The sequence below is a fragment of the Pseudoalteromonas sp. MIP2626 genome, assembly GCF_013414205.1.
GTDB classification, from domain to species: domain Bacteria; phylum Pseudomonadota; class Gammaproteobacteria; order Enterobacterales; family Alteromonadaceae; genus Pseudoalteromonas; species Pseudoalteromonas nigrifaciens.
The window spans coordinates 1-15,151 of sequence record NZ_JAATTW010000014.1 but is presented as its reverse complement, the minus strand read 5'-3'; the positions used below and the strand labels follow the sequence as shown (position 1 = coordinate 15,151).

At 40.4% G+C, this 15,151-nt stretch carries 12 protein-coding genes; 8 read left to right on the top strand and 4 right to left on the bottom strand.

From position 1 onward, the window contains the following. Window positions 1–56: 56 nt before the first annotated feature. Window positions 57–842: a CPBP family intramembrane glutamic endopeptidase gene (locus HC000_RS08230; RefSeq protein WP_244363852.1), complete on the bottom strand. Its 786-nt coding sequence runs from the start codon at window positions 840–842 to the stop codon at window positions 57–59. A gap of 203 nt (window positions 843–1,045) precedes the next feature. Here HC000_RS08230 and HC000_RS08225 point away from each other — a divergent pair, with 203 nt between their 5' ends. The 3 genes from HC000_RS08225 to HC000_RS08215 all read left to right on the top strand — a co-directional run bounded on the left by HC000_RS08225 (window position 1,046) and on the right by HC000_RS08215 (window position 3,470). Next, window positions 1,046–1,747, top strand: coding sequence for a DUF3581 domain-containing protein (locus HC000_RS08225; protein WP_011327338.1), 702 nt, complete (start codon window positions 1,046–1,048; stop codon window positions 1,745–1,747). A gap of 157 nt (window positions 1,748–1,904) precedes the next feature. Beyond that, window positions 1,905–3,152 carry a DEAD/DEAH box helicase gene (locus tag HC000_RS08220; RefSeq protein ID WP_041454344.1) on the top strand — a complete coding sequence of 416 codons (1,248 nt, stop codon included), beginning with the start codon at window positions 1,905–1,907 and terminating at the stop codon, window positions 3,150–3,152. A gap of 105 nt (window positions 3,153–3,257) precedes the next feature. Further along, window positions 3,258–3,470 carry a hypothetical protein gene (locus HC000_RS08215; RefSeq protein WP_041454345.1) on the top strand — a complete coding sequence of 71 codons (213 nt, stop codon included), beginning with the start codon at window positions 3,258–3,260 and terminating at the stop codon, window positions 3,468–3,470. 173 nt (window positions 3,471–3,643) lie between these two features. Here HC000_RS08215 and HC000_RS08210 read toward each other — a convergent pair whose 3' ends face one another. Then, the gene (locus HC000_RS08210; protein WP_011327340.1) at window positions 3,644–4,600 is read right to left on the bottom strand and encodes a hypothetical protein; all 957 of its coding nucleotides are present in this window, start codon (window positions 4,598–4,600) and stop codon (window positions 3,644–3,646) included. Window positions 4,601–4,871: 271 nt separating this feature from the next. On the opposite strand from HC000_RS08210, the gene HC000_RS08205 reads away from it, so the two are divergent. The 3 genes from HC000_RS08205 to HC000_RS08195 all read left to right on the top strand — a co-directional run bounded on the left by HC000_RS08205 (window position 4,872) and on the right by HC000_RS08195 (window position 9,409). Then, on the top strand, window positions 4,872–7,751 hold the full coding sequence (locus tag HC000_RS08205) for a M16 family metallopeptidase (RefSeq protein ID WP_179807400.1): 2,880 nt from the start codon (window positions 4,872–4,874) through the stop codon (window positions 7,749–7,751). Window positions 7,752–7,924: 173 nt separating this feature from the next. Beyond that, window positions 7,925–8,743 carry a serine O-acetyltransferase gene (gene cysE / locus HC000_RS08200; protein ID WP_011327343.1) on the top strand — a complete coding sequence of 273 codons (819 nt, stop codon included), beginning with the start codon at window positions 7,925–7,927 and terminating at the stop codon, window positions 8,741–8,743. 18 nt (window positions 8,744–8,761) lie between these two features. Beyond that, window positions 8,762–9,409, top strand: a complete 648-nt coding sequence (locus tag HC000_RS08195) for a hypothetical protein (protein ID WP_089367812.1) — start codon at window positions 8,762–8,764, stop codon at window positions 9,407–9,409. Window positions 9,410–9,416: 7 nt separating this feature from the next. Here HC000_RS08195 and xseA read toward each other — a convergent pair whose 3' ends face one another. Further along, window positions 9,417–10,751, bottom strand: a complete 1,335-nt coding sequence (xseA, locus tag HC000_RS08190) for an exodeoxyribonuclease VII large subunit (protein WP_179807399.1) — start codon at window positions 10,749–10,751, stop codon at window positions 9,417–9,419. 136 nt (window positions 10,752–10,887) lie between these two features. On the opposite strand from xseA, the gene guaB reads away from it, so the two are divergent. Together guaB and guaA are read left to right on the top strand one after the other, a co-directional pair. Further along, a complete protein-coding gene (gene guaB / locus HC000_RS08185; RefSeq protein ID WP_011327346.1) occupies window positions 10,888–12,357 on the top strand; it encodes an IMP dehydrogenase in 1,470 nt (489 codons plus the stop codon). A 106-nt stretch (window positions 12,358–12,463) separates the two neighbouring features. After that, window positions 12,464–14,041: a glutamine-hydrolyzing GMP synthase gene (gene guaA, locus HC000_RS08180; RefSeq protein ID WP_011327347.1), complete on the top strand. Its 1,578-nt coding sequence runs from the start codon at window positions 12,464–12,466 to the stop codon at window positions 14,039–14,041. Between the two features lie 84 nt (window positions 14,042–14,125). Here guaA and HC000_RS08175 read toward each other — a convergent pair whose 3' ends face one another. Beyond that, entirely contained in the window at window positions 14,126–14,596 is a 471-nt protein-coding gene (locus HC000_RS08175) for a hypothetical protein (RefSeq protein ID WP_257025460.1), read from the bottom strand. Window positions 14,597–15,151: the final 555 nt, after the last annotated feature.

Below are 15,151 nucleotides of genomic sequence, written 5' to 3'. Positions count from 1 at the left end.
AATCGAATGTGGGCAATGTTTACTACTGAGTAAATTGTTAGTATTTGTAAATGACTTTATATGCACTCGGTTTTACTTAGCATAGGATAAGTAAACAAAAAGAAATGACAAATATTTACTAACCAATGGCATAAAATAGCCCACTCTAAACGCTGCGTTTTATAAAAAACATAGCCATATCCCAAACCTGCAATAAATGAAACTAATACATAGCTAACTCCCCCAGCAAAATGTGCCAAAGCAAAAATACCTGCAGTAATTACAGGCGCAAATATTGCCAAGCGGGTAGGCGTAATAATTTGACTAAGCTTGGTTTGTAATAAGCCTCTAAATAACGCTTCTTCAGCAACACAGGTAAATAAAAGGTTTATAGCAATAAATGCTAACCAGAAGTCAGGAACCTTAGGGTTAAAGCTTACCAGCCCAAGTATTAGAGCTGCAGTAAGTGCGGCTAAAATGGTAGTAATAATTATTAAAATAGGGGGTTTAATTAATGAAATCGTCTTTTTAGACTCTGCTTTTAAAGGCTTTATATTTGAATAAAAGTAAGCACAAAGAAAGAGGCCAGCCATAGCTTTATCAAAATTAGCATAAAGGGTAAAAGCAATTGCATCGCTAGTAATATGCTCGTTTATAGCAATAGGAAGGTTGTTAAAACCAGGCACCCAATGAAGCGCTAATGCCAATGAGGAAACTATAAAAACAGTGCTTAAAATAGCGCGTATTATTGTTTGCTTTGTATATAGCACAAAGTGATATAAAGCAACGTAAAGCCCAGTACTGAGCAGTCCATATAAATTTATATAACCCTCAAAATACGCACATATAACACTTAAAGCCATTAAGTAGTGCCAAAGTGGTTGCCGTATTATTGATACTTTACAGTACGAAAAAACACATATAATCGATAATGCTAATAAATAAAAAGTCATTATTTTTTTATTACTCTGTTTTATTTAGTAACTAATCTAACAGATTCGACCTCTCATTTTATTTTTTCTGTTAGTATAGCCAGGTTATAAGCCGTTTAAGTAGTGAACACCCTATGTTAAGTCCTTTTTATCAGCAACATGCTGATTATGTTTCGATCTCTCGTGAGCAAGGCTGTCGTTTCGCCAAGTGTATTGCTGATGATTACAACCCACTTCACGATAAAGATGCGAAGAAATTTTGTGCTCCAGGAGACTTACTTTTTTCATTAGTATTAGATCGTTACGGTATTAGTGAACGCATGGAGTTTACTTTTGCGGGTATGGTTGACGAAAATACCAAACTTAGCTTCCCAGCAGAGGCCGATGAGTTTGATGTAACAAACGGTGATAAAGTAATTTTAAAGGTAAAACGCGAAGGTAAAACCAGCAAATGCCCAGCACTTACTAATAGCTTAATTAAAAATTATGTTGAGTTTTCAGGCGCGGCGTTTCCGCACGTGATTATTCCGCTCATGGGTAAGCAAGAGGTAATGATTAACCCTGCACGCCCGATGATTATTTACGAATCGATGATTATAAATCTTGATACTGTTGAAATTAGTGCACCGACACTTGAATTTGCAGAGCCTAGTTTTGAATACGCAGGTAAACGCGGCAAAATTACTTTGCGCTTTAATTTGCTAGAAAACGGTAAAAAAGTGGGTTTTGGTGAAAAGCACATGGTGGTATCGGGTATTCGCGAGTACTGCCAAGCTACGGTTGATGATTTGATTGCTTTTTACAACGAGCGCAAAGCAAATTTAAAACCAGCTTAAAAACGAGATGAATTTTAAAAGGTGCTATTTAGCGCCTTTTTTATTGGCACAAATAAAAGCAGATAAATACGATTAAATAGTTTTCTCAAGCACTCTAATTTACGGCATGAGTGAATATGAGTACAATAGCGCTCTTTGTCATTTTAAAGCTAAGCCTATGTCTGCCACTACGTTCTCATCACTTAATCTCGACCCGTTGTTATTAACTGCGATTGAGCAAAATAATTACACTCAACCTACCGCAATTCAGATTAAAACCATCCCGCCTATTTTAGCGGGCAGTGATGTAATGGGCAGTGCACAAACTGGCACAGGTAAAACCGCAGCGTTTGTACTACCACTGCTACACAAACTTTTAAACACCCCTAAAAAAGATGAGCCAGGTGTTGCTCGCGTGGTAATTTTAACGCCAACTCGCGAACTTGCTCAGCAAGTATTTGCCAGCTTTGAAAAATATGCCCAAGGCACCAATATTAAAGGGGCATTAGCGTATGGCGGCGCAAGCATAGGCCCACAAATAAAAGCCCTAAAAGATGCGCAAGTAATAGTAGCCACCCCGGGGCGCTTACTCGATCATATTGTTAAAGGCAGTGTGGTGCTTTCAAGTGTTGACTCACTGGTGTTTGATGAAGCCGATCGTATGCTTGATATGGGATTTATTGACGAAATTAAACGTATATTGCGCCATATTCCAGGCGATCGCCAAACTTTGTTATTTTCGGCGACTTTTGATGACAGCGTATTTGCGCTTAGTAAAAAACTACTTAAAAACCCAGAATTAGTTGAAGTTGATAAACGCAACTCAGCAGCAGTTGAGGTTGAGCAAGTAATTTACTCAGTAGACGAGGATCGCAAGCGCGAGCTGGTATCGCACATGATCGGCATGAAAAATTGGCGCCAAGTGCTTATTTTTACCCGCACCAAACAAATGGCCGACCAACTGGCTAAAGAAATGTGTAAAGACGGTTTAAAAACCGAGTCAATCCATGGTGATAAATCACAAGGCGCACGCGACCGCGCACTACAAAACTTTAAAGAAGGCATTACCCGTGTATTAGTTGCTACCGATGTAGCCGCACGTGGCTTAGATATTCCAACACTTAGATTTGTAATTAACTTTGAACTGCCATACATAGCCGAAGACTACGTACATCGCATTGGCCGTACAGGTCGCGCTGGTGAGCAAGGGCTTGCAATGTCGCTAGTAAGTATTGACGAGCAATGGTTACTTGAAGAAATAGAAGTACTGTTAGATACCCGCTTAACGCCACAGTGGCTAGCAGGCTACGAGCCAGATCCAAACAAAAAGCCAAAAGATAACCGCAAAAACACCAATAAATCACGAAAAGACCGCGATAAAAAACGCATTACAGGACAAAGAGAGCCAAGTAGAAGACGTAAATAACAGTTTTTTAGTTTTGGCTTTCAATTGTCAGTGAAATAATACGACCCCGAAAAATAGCCGCGGGGTTGTATTAGGCTAAATTTAGCATTTAAAAGGAATTAATTTATGAACAAAGTTACTAAAACATGGTTGCTGTATTCAGGCATAGGTTTAGTTTTATCGCTGGCAATAATAAGTTTATTAGATATTTTTATCAGCTTTAGGTTTATATCTAACGAAGGAGTTATTTTTGGTGTTATGTGCGCTGCTATGGGAGCTGCGTTAAAAAGCTATTCAGGGCAAAAGGTTAGTAACAAAAGCGGCCAGCAACAAAAGTAAACATAGTTAACATTGATAATAAAGCGCAAAATGCATTTAGCACATAACTGCTAATTTCCCCTTACCTTTAACTAAATACGTTACTTCTCAAATTTAAAATAAAAAAAGGCAAGCTATAAGGCTTGCCAAAGAGTGTAACTAATTAATCTGGTTTTGTATTAAATGCTTAGCCCTTAAGCTATTAACTTTTCAGCTAGATTTAATTCCATGGTGGCTTTTAATAAGCGGTATAAGTTAATTGATGCGTCAATTTCTTCTTTACGGTTAGTTAAGCTTTCTATATTTAAGCCCAGCGGCACGTTTAAATGCGCACAGCTTTTAAGTATTAAATCGAGATTTTCGCGGCAAATACGTACCGATTCACTCAGCGTATTGTTCGCATCAAGCATGCGCCATTTAGTGGCCTCTGGCACTGAGATCCCCAACCATTGCATAAACTCTAAGGTTTTTTCGCCGCCGCACGGAGTAAAAGTTAAAATAAGGCGCTTAGGCTCAAGCCCTTGTGCTTTACAACTACGTGCATAGCTAGTTATTAACTCTATTGTTGCTTGTGCGTCGTAAACCGCTTGCGAAATAAAGAACTTACAGCCTTGAGCGGTTTTTTCTATTAGGCGCTCGTGTTCATTACGTTTATTAGAATGACGCTCTGCAATAGTAACGCCGCCTAAAAAGAAGTCATCAGATTGCTCTGCCAGCGTTTTATACGCATCTGGTAGGCTTAGTTTTATATCGCCTATCGATGATGGGCTACCTACTAAAACAATATTTTTTAAATCGTAGTCGTTTTTAGTTTCACTTAGCCAATCTTTAAACTCGTTCGCACTGCGTTGCGCCACACTTTTATAGGTAATTACATCAAGGTGCGATAAGCCACGTAATAGGTTGCTGTATTCACGTGGATCGACAGTTTGCCTAAATGGAAACGGACGCGCTTGATTAGTACGGCTGCTTTCGTCTTGAATGTCGTAAATTATTACGCCGTCGTATTCAATTTCGTGTAGGCGACCCAATAGCTTTTCTGCAATGGTTTTTAGTTGCGCTTTATCGGTACCAATTTTTGGCGGCGTAGTACCAATAAGGTATACGCCTTGATTGCTATCTTCTATTTTCTCTTGAAGTGATAAAGCCATAATCCTCATTCCAGCTTAGTTTGTTACGATGGAATTAATATAGCAGCCATTTAGATGGCTAGATAGCTTTGTTTAATGAGAGTTTTTCAATCGTAGTGAGGTTTATTCATACAAGCTCGTTACCAATTAGTAAATTTGATACAGTTGTTTACATAATAACAACGCTTTAGGCTCTTATTATTGGCGGCTTTGCGGCATAATCAGATGGTAATTTTTATTAAACTAGCTCAACGTTTAGCGATTAAAATTGATTGCTATAAAAGGAAAAACAATGAAATTTAAATTTTTAGCAACCAGTTTAGCGGTATCGCTGGCACTGTCGGGTTGCGCTATTGAACAAAATCAAACGAGCCAAGCAGTAACACAACAACAAACAAACACTACGGGCGAGGGCGTTTTTTCACAAGACTACTTACTAGAAGAGCTTGAAAATGGCTTGCGCGTTATGGTGGTTAAAACCGATTACCCTGATGTAGTCTCGTTGCAAATACCTGTATCGGTAGGATCACGTAATGAAACGCAAGCGGGTAAAACGGGCTTTGCGCATTTTTTTGAACACATGATGTTTAAAGGCTCTGAAAAATTTCCTGAGGCTGTGTATTCAAGTATTTTAAAAAATTCTGGCGTTGATAACCGCGCTTACACCACCAACGATTACACTAACTATCATTTAAACTTTTCAAAGCAGCATCTTGATAAAGTACTTGAACTTGAAGCTGATATTTTTCAAAACTTAACCTATACCGAAGAGCAATTTAGAACCGAAGCGCAAACGGTAAAAGGCGAGTACTTAAAAAATAATGCCAGCCCAGTGCGTAAATTACTTAGCGCAGTACGCGAAGAGGCCTTTGAGCAACACACTTATAAACACACCACTATGGGCTTTTTTAAAGACATAGAAGCCATGCCTGATCAAATGGCTTATGGTAAAGAATTTTTTGCCAAATTTTATAAGCCCGAATATGTATCACTTGTAATTGTGGGTGATGTAGACCCAAAAGCCACTATGGCTATGGTTAAAAAATACTGGGGTGCGTGGAAAAAGGGTGACTATGTTGCCGACATTAAAGCAGAGCCAACACAGCAAGCGCCAAAATATAGTCATCAACAAAACCCAGGCTTACCAGGGCATTGGTTATTAGTATCGTATAAAGGCACTGCGTGGGAGCCGGCTAAAAAAGACAGAGCCGCGCTTGATTTACTCTCGCAGCTTTATTTTTCAAACAACTCAGATTTATACCAAGAGCTAGTGGTAGATAAACAAATTGCCAGCCAAATGTTTAGCTATAACCCAGAAACCAAAGATCCGGGTTTACTGCATGTATTTGTAAAAGTAGAAAAAGCAGACGATTTAGCCAAAGTACGCGATGCAATCAATCGTACCTACGCTCAAGCGCGTACTGAGTTAGTAGATAGCCAAAAACTCAGCGACTTAAAATCTAACCTTAAATACAGCTTTGTAAATGGTTTAGATTCGTCGCAAGCAATTGCTGCAACCCTTGCAAGCTATATGCATTTTGAGCGTGACCCTAGGGTAATAAACCAGCTATATAAAACCTCAGATGAAATAACAGCTGAAGATATTAAAGCAATTGCTAACAAGTATTTTGTTGATAATGCACGCACTACCGTGACTATGTCGGCACTTGATAAAGCGCCAAATTTTGAGCAAGAGGTTGATTTAAACGCACTGGTTGCAAAACTGGAGCAAGCACCTCAGGCTGCTGCATTTAAAGTGCTAGATAAAACTAACAGCTCGCCATTAATCGACGTAAACTTTTTATTCAATACCGGGGCTGCTGCTGACCCGCAAGGTAAAAAAGGCCTTGGCGCATTAACTGCAGCTATGCTGGCGCAAGGTGGCTCACAATCAACAAGCTATAAAGATATTAAACAAGCACTTTATCCGCTGGCAGGTAGCTTTGGTTATCAAATAGATAAAGAAATGCTGTCGTTTCAAGGGCGTATTCATAAAGATAACGCTGCTAAGTGGTATGCATTAGTGAGCGATCAGTTACTTAATCCCGGTTTTAGAGAAGATGACTTTAAGCGCCTTAAAAAAGAGCTAATTGACGGTATTAAATCGGGCTTAAAAGCATCTAACGATGAAGAACTAGGTAAAGAAGTACTCTACAGCGCGCTTTACAAAGGCCATCCTTATGAAAGCTACAACTATGGTGATATTTCAGATTTAGAAGCACTTACGCTTGACGATGTTAAAACGTTTTATAACACAGAGCTTACGCAATCTAAGCTAACACTTGGCTTAATTGGTGCAGTACCGGAAAAACTAAAAGCCACTATGTTAGCTGATTTAGCAGGCCTGCCTAAAGGCGAGCAAAGCCGTTTAAGTATTCCTGATGCGCCTGAGCTTAAAGGCCATCATGCTACTATTGTTGAAAAGAGTGCGCAGTCGACAGCGGTATCGTTTGGTTTTCCAATTGATACAATAAGAAGTAGTGAGGATTGGACTGCACTGTGGTTAGTGCGTTCTTACTTTGGTGAGCACCGTAGTTCTAACAGCTTTTTATATGAGCGTATTCGTGAAACCCGTGGCATGAACTACGGCGATTACGCGTACATTGAATACTTTCCGCGTGGTATGTTTCAAACTAAGCCTGATGCAAACCTAGGGCGCTCTGAGCAAATATTTCAAGTGTGGTTACGCCCACTTCGCTCTAATAACGATGCGCATTTTGCGACTCGTACCGCCTTGTTTGAGCTTGATAAGCTAATTAAAAATGGCATGAGTGAAGACGACTTTGAAGCCACACGTAACTTTTTAATTAACTTTGTGCCGCAAATGGTGGCAAGCCAAAATCGCCAACTAGGTTATGCTCTTGATAGTGAGTTTTACAACACCGACAGCTTTGTAAGTTACGTAACTAACAAACTTAAAACGCTAACAGTAAAGGATGTAAACCGCGTTATTAAAGATAATCTACAAACCGATAATATCCATTATGTATTTATTACCGGTGACGGCGCTGATATGCAAAAGCGTTTAGCGCCTGAGCAAACATCGCCAATGGTTTATAATACCGATAAACCAGCAGAGCTTGTTGCAGAAGATAAAGTGATTGCCGATTACAAATTAGCTATTCCGGCAAAAAATATTGCAGTAATAGCAGTAGATAAAGTATTTAAGTAAGTTTAAACTTAAAAAAACTAAATGCTCCAACTGTTTTAAATAGTTGGGGCATTTTTGTTTTATAAAAATAGTTATATCTAATAACCACAACAAATAACTAAGGGATTAACACCTTAGTGACTAAATCCGTTAAACTTAGCAAAAGGCTCTTTTTGATCAACAAAGGCAGTAATATGCGACATGAAATTTGGCAACAGCTTCGCAGCGAAGCAAATGAAGTAGTAAAACGCGAACCTCTTTTAGCGAGCCATGTTTATTCGTGTATTTTGAACCATGAATGTTTAGGGGCGGCGCTGAGTTTTATTGTTGCTAATAAATTGGCAGATGCGGTGGTGTCGGCATTTACTATTCGTGAGCTATTTGATCAGTCGTTTGTAAGGTGTGAGCGTATGCTAACGCACGTTGCTCACGATATTAAAGCGGTAAAAGATCGTGACCCTGCAGCCGAAACTTACCTTACGGTAATATTAAATTTAAAAGGCTTCCATGCTATTCAGGCGCATCGTTTAGCTAATTGTTTGTGGACGCAAAACCGTAAAGAGTTGGCGCGCTTTATTCAAAGCCGTAGCTCAGAAGTATTTGGCGTTGATATTCATCCTGCTTGTAAAGTGGGTAAAGGAATAATGTTTGACCATGCAACCGGTATTGTTATTGGTGAAACGGCGGTAATTGAAGATAACGTATCAATACTGCAGTCGGTTACTTTAGGTGGCACGGGCAATGAGCAAGGCGATCGTCACCCTAAAATTAGAGCCGGGGTACTTATTGGTGCTGGGGCTAAAATATTGGGCAATATTGAAGTGGGTGCGGGCGCACGTATTGGCGCAGGCTCTGTTGTGCTAAGTAATGTACCGCCACACACGACTGCGGTAGGTGTACCGGCAAAAATTATTGGTCGCCCAGATTGCGAATGCCCTGCAAAAAGTATGAACCAAAACTTTTTAGCTAAACCTGAGCCTGAAAATGAATCGCATACTAGCTCTATGCTATAAAGTAATGAGCAATTTAAAATGCTAAACAAAAGTAACTTACTTGGCCTGTGCTGTTTTATTTTAGGCGTAGGATTAACCAGTGGTTACTTTTTGTTTTTACATTCTATGCCTATTCAAGCGCAACAAAGCCAGCCGTTTCCTTATAAAAGTATTGTTATAAAGCAAGCTAACGATGAGTCACTCAATAGTACTGACGAGCATGTTAACCCTGCCGATGGTAACTTTCAGGCTGAGAGTATTGCACCATATACGCATAAAATTGCCACGCTTACCAATGAGCTTGAGCTTAAAACCAAACAACTTAAACGCGTTGAACAAGCGTTAAAATTAGCGCAACTAGATCAGCTTGATTTTGCTAAGCAGTTAGAAGAGAAGTTTATAGCTGAGGATGAAAATAGCCAGTGGAGCTACGAAGTAGAAACCGCGCTAACTGATTTTTTAATTACCAGCGATTTAAGTAATACCGCGCAACTAACTAGTTTAGAGTGCAAACAAACACTTTGTAAGTTTAGCCTAGTTGCCGATAAAACTAATCAGCAAGGGCATGTGCAGTGGCGCGAGCTGAACGATAAATTAGCGCTAATGCCATGGTGGCAGCAATTTAAGCTCACTTCGTCAAATTCAACCGATGAACAGATAGACTTTATAGTGAGTACTAAAGAGTAAGACGCTGCTAACTTAGTACTTGCGAGTGTAGCGTGCCGTCAACCAGTTCAGTAATTAAAGTATCTCCGACTTTTACATCCGCTACCGATTTAACCACCTTTTGCTTATCTGTTTTTGTAATACTATAGCCTCGCGCTAATACATTAAGTGGACTTACTGAATCTAGGCGACTTGCCTGCAGTGCTAAGCTGTTATTAGCTTGCTGTAATTGCTTCTGTATTGCTTGGTTAAGCCGAGTTTGTAATTGTGCGAGTTGGTGACTTGCTTGAGTGAGCTTTTTGTCGGGTGATTGGCGCATTAATCTAGGCGTTAAATTATTAAGGGTGCGCTCTTGTTGATATAAACTATTACGCATAGCTTGTTGTAGTGCAATGCTTAGTTCATCCAAGCGCTGCGCTTTTTGATTTAACTGATTACGCGGATGGCATAAATTTAACCTGTGCTGTAGTTGTAATGCTTGAGCGCGCTTTTCGCTCATATCGTGTTTAAACGCATTAGCAAGACGGTTAACTAGCTGAGTTACTTTATTATGTAACTCTTGCGTATTAGGGCTTACCAGCTCTGCCGCCGCAGAAGGCGTAGCTGCACGTACGTCGGCTACATAGTCGCTAATAGTGGTGTCGATTTCGTGGCCTACCGCGCTCACAATAGGCAGTTGGCTATTAAATATAGCGCGTGCAAGTTGCTCATGGTTAAAACACCATAAATCTTCTAAAGAGCCGCCACCACGCCCCAAAATAAGCACGTCTACTTCGCTGCGAATATTAGCCAACTCTATTTGTTTAATTAACTGCAGATGTGCGTCTTTACCTTGCACCATAGCAGGGTAAATAATAACTTCTAACTGCGGTGCGCGGCGTTTTAGTACGGTTAAAATATCTTTTATGGCCGCGCCAGTTGCAGAGGTTATTACCCCGATACGGTTAATGTTTTGCGGTAGAGGTTTTTTATAAACCGAGCTAAATAGCCCCTCAGCGGCTAAGCGCATTTTTAGGGCGTCAAACTCTTGCTTAAGTTGTCCTTCGCCAGCAGGTTCCATATGTTCAACAATAAGTTGATAGTCGCCGCGTGGTTCATAAAGTGAAACGCGCGCTTTTACCGTTACCTGCGCACCGTTAATGGGTCGGTAACTTTGGTTACGATTATTGCCGCGCCACATGGCTGCTTTTATTTGTGCTTTATCGTCTTTTAACGAAAAATACCAATGCCCAGATGCCGGAGTAATAAAGTTCGAAATTTCGCCAGTTAGTACCAGCGAGGCAAAGCCTTGCTCGAGTAGGGCGCGTATTTCTCTATTAAGGCGTGACACGGTGTAAATCGTTTGCAAAGGCTTCGAAAACATAAAAAACTACCAAAAACTATTTATAACCCTAGTTTATCATAAATATTTACAAAATATGATTTACTAGTGCCAGCAACGCTGTTAAAATTTGGCCGCAATTCCTTATCTTAGATCCACCATGTGAGAAGTTGCCAAAATGCTTAGAATCGCTAAAGAAGCTCTTACCTTTGATGACGTACTTTTAGTACCTGGTCATTCTACTGTTTTGCCACATACGGCAAATATTTCAACTCGCTTAACGCGTGGAATCAAACTTAACTTGCCGCTTGTTTCAGCATCTATGGATACTGTTACCGAAGCTCGTTTAGCTATTGCCCTTGCGCAAGAAGGTGGTCTTGGTTTTATTCATAAAAACATGACTATTGCAGAACAAGCGAAAAACGTTCGTAAAGTTAAAACCTATGAAGCGGGTATTGTTACTTATCCTATTACAGTAACTGCCGATTTAACCATTGCAGATGCACTTGAGCTGTCGCAAGAAAAAGGTTTTTCGGGCTTTCCAGTAACTGATAGCGATAACAATCTTGTTGGTATTGTAACAGGGCGTGATATGCGCTTTGAAACTAAGCTTGAACAGCCTGTTTCTACTGTTATGACTAAAAAAGACAAGCTAGTTACTGTAAACGAAGGTGCTGCGCGCGAAGAGATTTTAGGCTTAATGCACGAACACCGCATTGAAAAAATTCTTGTGGTTGATGATGCGTTTAAACTAAAGGGCATGATCACCGTAAAAGATTACCAAAAAGCACAAGAAAAACCAGATGCCTGTAAAGACGACCAAGGTCGTTTGCGTGTAGGTGCTGCTGTGAGTGTTGGCGCAGGTACTGATGAGCGTATTGCTGCATTAGTAGAAGCAGGTATTGACGTATTACTTATCGATACTTCGCACGGCCATTCTCAAGGTGTTATTGACCGCGTTGCGAAAACCCGCAAAGAATACCCAGACTTACAAATTATTGCTGGTAACGTAGCAACAGCAGAAGGCGCTGTTGCGCTTGCAGACGCTGGAGCCGATGCGGTTAAAGTAGGAATAGGCCCAGGTTCTATTTGTACTACGCGTATTGTTACGGGTTGTGGTGTGCCACAAATAACGGCTATTTCAGATGCTGTTGATGGCTTAAAAGGCCGCGATATTCCGGTAATTGCCGATGGCGGTATTCGTTTTTCTGGCGATATTGTAAAAGCACTTGTTGCTGGTGCATCGTGTGTAATGGTGGGCTCTTTGCTTGCTGGTACTGAAGAAGCACCTGGCGAAGTAGAGCTTTACCAAGGCCGTTACTACAAATCATACCGTGGTATGGGCTCGTTAGGCGCGATGGATCAAAAAGAAGGTTCATCAGATCGTTACTTCCAAAAGTCAAACGAAGCCGACAAGTTAGTACCAGAAGGTATTGAAGGTCGCGTAGCGTACAAAGGTCCTATTGCAACTATTATCCATCAGCAAGTGGGCGGCCTGCGTAGCGCAATGGGCTTAACCGGTTGTGCCACTATTGAAGAGCTAAACACCAAACCACAGTTTGTACGTGTTACTTCAGCTGGTATGGGTGAGTCGCATGTACATGACGTGCAAATCACTAAAGAAGCACCTAACTACCGTTTAGGCTAATCAGCCGTAATTACATCAATTTATGGGCTAGTTTTACTAGCCCTTTTTAAATAGCTACTCACTATATCAGTAGCATTATTTAGCATCTGACTTTACGAGATACTCCATGAGCAAAGACATTCACGATTCACGAATTCTCATTTTAGACTTTGGTTCACAATACACTCAATTAATTGCCCGTCGTGTGCGCGAAATTGGTGTTTACTGTGAACTGTGGGCATGGGATGTGACCGAAGAGCAAATTCGCGAGTTCAACCCACAAGGTATTATTCTCTCTGGTGGCCCAGAGTCGACAACACTTGAAAACAGCCCACGCGCTCCTGAATATGTATTTAATGCTGGTGTGCCAGTACTAGGTATTTGCTACGGCATGCAAACTATGGCAGCTCAGCTTGGCGGCAGTGTACACAGCTCTGATAAAAAAGAGTTTGGTTACGCCCAAGTAGAAAAAGTGGGTAATTGTGCGTTGTTTGATGCGATAGAAGATCATATCACCGACGGCGGCAATGGCGTACTAGATGTATGGATGAGCCATGGCGATAAAGTAATGGATATTCCACAAAGCTTTAAAACCACAGCTAAAACATCTACGTGTCCGCATGCGGCAATGTCGAACGAAGAAAAACGCTTTTACGGCGTACAGTTTCATCCAGAAGTAACGCACACACATCAAGGGCAGCGTTTATTAGAGCGTTTTGCTATTGATATTTGTGGTTGTGAAAAATTATGGACTGCAGCAAAAATTATCGATAATGCCATTGAGCGCATTAAAGAAACGGTTGGCGATGACGAAGTTATTTTAGGTCTTTCGGGCGGTGTTGATTCATCGGTTGTGGCTATGCTTATTCACCGTGCAATTGGCGAAAAGCTAACTTGTGTATTTGTTGATAACGGCCTACTTCGTTTAAACGAAGGCCAGCAAGTTATGGACATGTTTGGTAATAAGTTTGGCCTAAACATTGTTAAAGTTGAAGCCGAAGAGCAATTTTTAAATGACCTTGCTGGTAAGTCAGACCCAGAAGATAAGCGTAAAGCCATTGGCCACACGTTTATTAATGTATTTGATGAGCAAGCTAAAAAGCTTAAAAATGCAAAATGGTTAGCGCAAGGTACAATTTATCCAGACGTAATTGAATCTGCGGCATCTGCCACCGGTAAAGCACACGTAATTAAATCGCACCACAATGTGGGCGGATTACCAGCAGACATGAAAATGGGCCTAGTTGAGCCGCTACGTGAGTTATTTAAAGATGAAGTACGTAAAATTGGCCTAGAGCTAGGTTTACCGTACGACATGCTTTACCGTCATCCTTTCCCTGGACCAGGTTTAGGTGTGCGTGTACTTGGCGAAATTAAAAAAGAATACTGTGATTTACTGCGTCGCGCCGATGCTATTTTCATCGAAGAGCTTCACAAAGCAGAGCTTTACCATAAAGTAAGCCAAGCGTTCACTGTGTTTTTACCGGTTAAATCGGTAGGGGTTATGGGTGATGCGCGTAAATACGATTGGGTTGTATCACTGCGCTGCGTGGAAACTATCGACTTTATGACCGCGCGCTGGTCACATTTACCATATGAATTTTTAGGTGTGGTTTCAAACCGTATCATTAATGAAATTGATGGTATTTCGCGTGTTGTTTACGATATTTCGGGTAAACCACCTGCAACTATTGAGTGGGAATAATCGCGCGTTAGCTACTAGCTAGTATTAGCAGTATATAAAAATAAAGCCCATGATTTCATGGGCTTTTTTGTTGCTAATATTACTTTAAGTATTTTTAGATGACTTTATAAAGAACGACATAATTAACCCGCTAATCGCAAGTACAATTCCCAAAATAAACGCTGTTTGTACACCCGCTGTTAATGAGCTACTTACTGCAGAGGGCGCTGATGGATCGGCCACGTTTTCCAAAAAACTATTTTGAGAAGCCGACATGATTGTAATCGCCAAGGCGGTGCCAATTGAGCCAGATACTTGCAGTAAAGTGTTTATTAAAGCGGTCCCGTCAGCATATAGTTCTCTGGGGAGCTCATTTAAACCATTTGTTTGCGCAGGCATCATAATTAATGTTACGCCAATCATGAGAGATGAATGCAAAAAGATAACCATTGCAATAGAGGTTTCTGTGGTTACATTCGACAGATTCCATAGCGTAATAATCATAATAATAAAGCCAGGTGTAAGTAGCCACTTAGAGCCAAACTTATCAAATATACGCCCCGCGATCGGAGACAAAGCACCATTTATTTTGTGTAACCGGTAATATTATCACCAACATGGCTCTAAAAATGCGCCAAAAGGCGATAGCCAAAGGGGGGCGGAATAGTAGTACGCTTCGTTGGTATCAATATGGTTTGAAGGTGATAATTTAGCTACAAGAGCAAGTTTAAAGGGAATAGCGAAGATTTAAGAGCATGCTAAAATTAGTAAGGCAGGGAGCTTGAGTTATTCAAATTGTAAAAACTATTTAAAAAGTATCTAAAAGCTGCCTAGAAACCATCTAATAATTATCAGCAAATTATCAGCAAATTATCAGTAAGTTATTAGCAAACTATCTAAATTAGTGCCTAGTTTTATTGAACCACAACAAATAGTAGTATCAGCACAGTGAGATAAAGTAAGCGACAGCACTTTATTGTTATTATATTTTTATTCACAAAACGTAAAAATAATTAATTTAGTGCTCGGCTATTAATATTTGCCTGAGTCTAAGTAACCTGAGATCTGCTTAAGCGATAACTAGTGCGTTGAGCTCTACGTCAGTTAAATTAAGGTGTGGCTTATTTTCTT

Bases quoted from the DNA above. Each gene is read 5' to 3' on its own strand.
- HC000_RS08225 (WP_011327338.1), top strand. From the start codon at position 1,046: ATGTTAAGTCCTTTTTATCAGCAACATGCTGATTATGTTTCGATCTCT.
- HC000_RS08215 (WP_041454345.1), top strand. From the start codon at position 3,258: ATGAACAAAGTTACTAAAACATGGTTGCTGTATTCAGGCATAGGTTTA.
- HC000_RS08210 (WP_011327340.1), bottom strand. From the start codon at position 4,600: ATGGCTTTATCACTTCAAGAGAAAATAGAAGATAGCAATCAAGGCGTA.
- xseA (WP_179807399.1), bottom strand. From the start codon at position 10,751: ATGTTTTCGAAGCCTTTGCAAACGATTTACACCGTGTCACGCCTTAAT.
- HC000_RS08220 (WP_041454344.1), top strand. From the start codon at position 1,905: ATGTCTGCCACTACGTTCTCATCACTTAATCTCGACCCGTTGTTATTA.
- cysE (WP_011327343.1), top strand. From the start codon at position 7,925: ATGCGACATGAAATTTGGCAACAGCTTCGCAGCGAAGCAAATGAAGTA.
- guaB (WP_011327346.1), top strand. From the start codon at position 10,888: ATGCTTAGAATCGCTAAAGAAGCTCTTACCTTTGATGACGTACTTTTA.
- HC000_RS08205 (WP_179807400.1), top strand. From the start codon at position 4,872: ATGAAATTTAAATTTTTAGCAACCAGTTTAGCGGTATCGCTGGCACTG.
- guaA (WP_011327347.1), top strand. From the start codon at position 12,464: ATGAGCAAAGACATTCACGATTCACGAATTCTCATTTTAGACTTTGGT.
- HC000_RS08195 (WP_089367812.1), top strand. From the start codon at position 8,762: ATGCTAAACAAAAGTAACTTACTTGGCCTGTGCTGTTTTATTTTAGGC.
- HC000_RS08230 (WP_244363852.1), bottom strand. From the start codon at position 842: ATGGCTTTAAGTGTTATATGTGCGTATTTTGAGGGTTATATAAATTTA.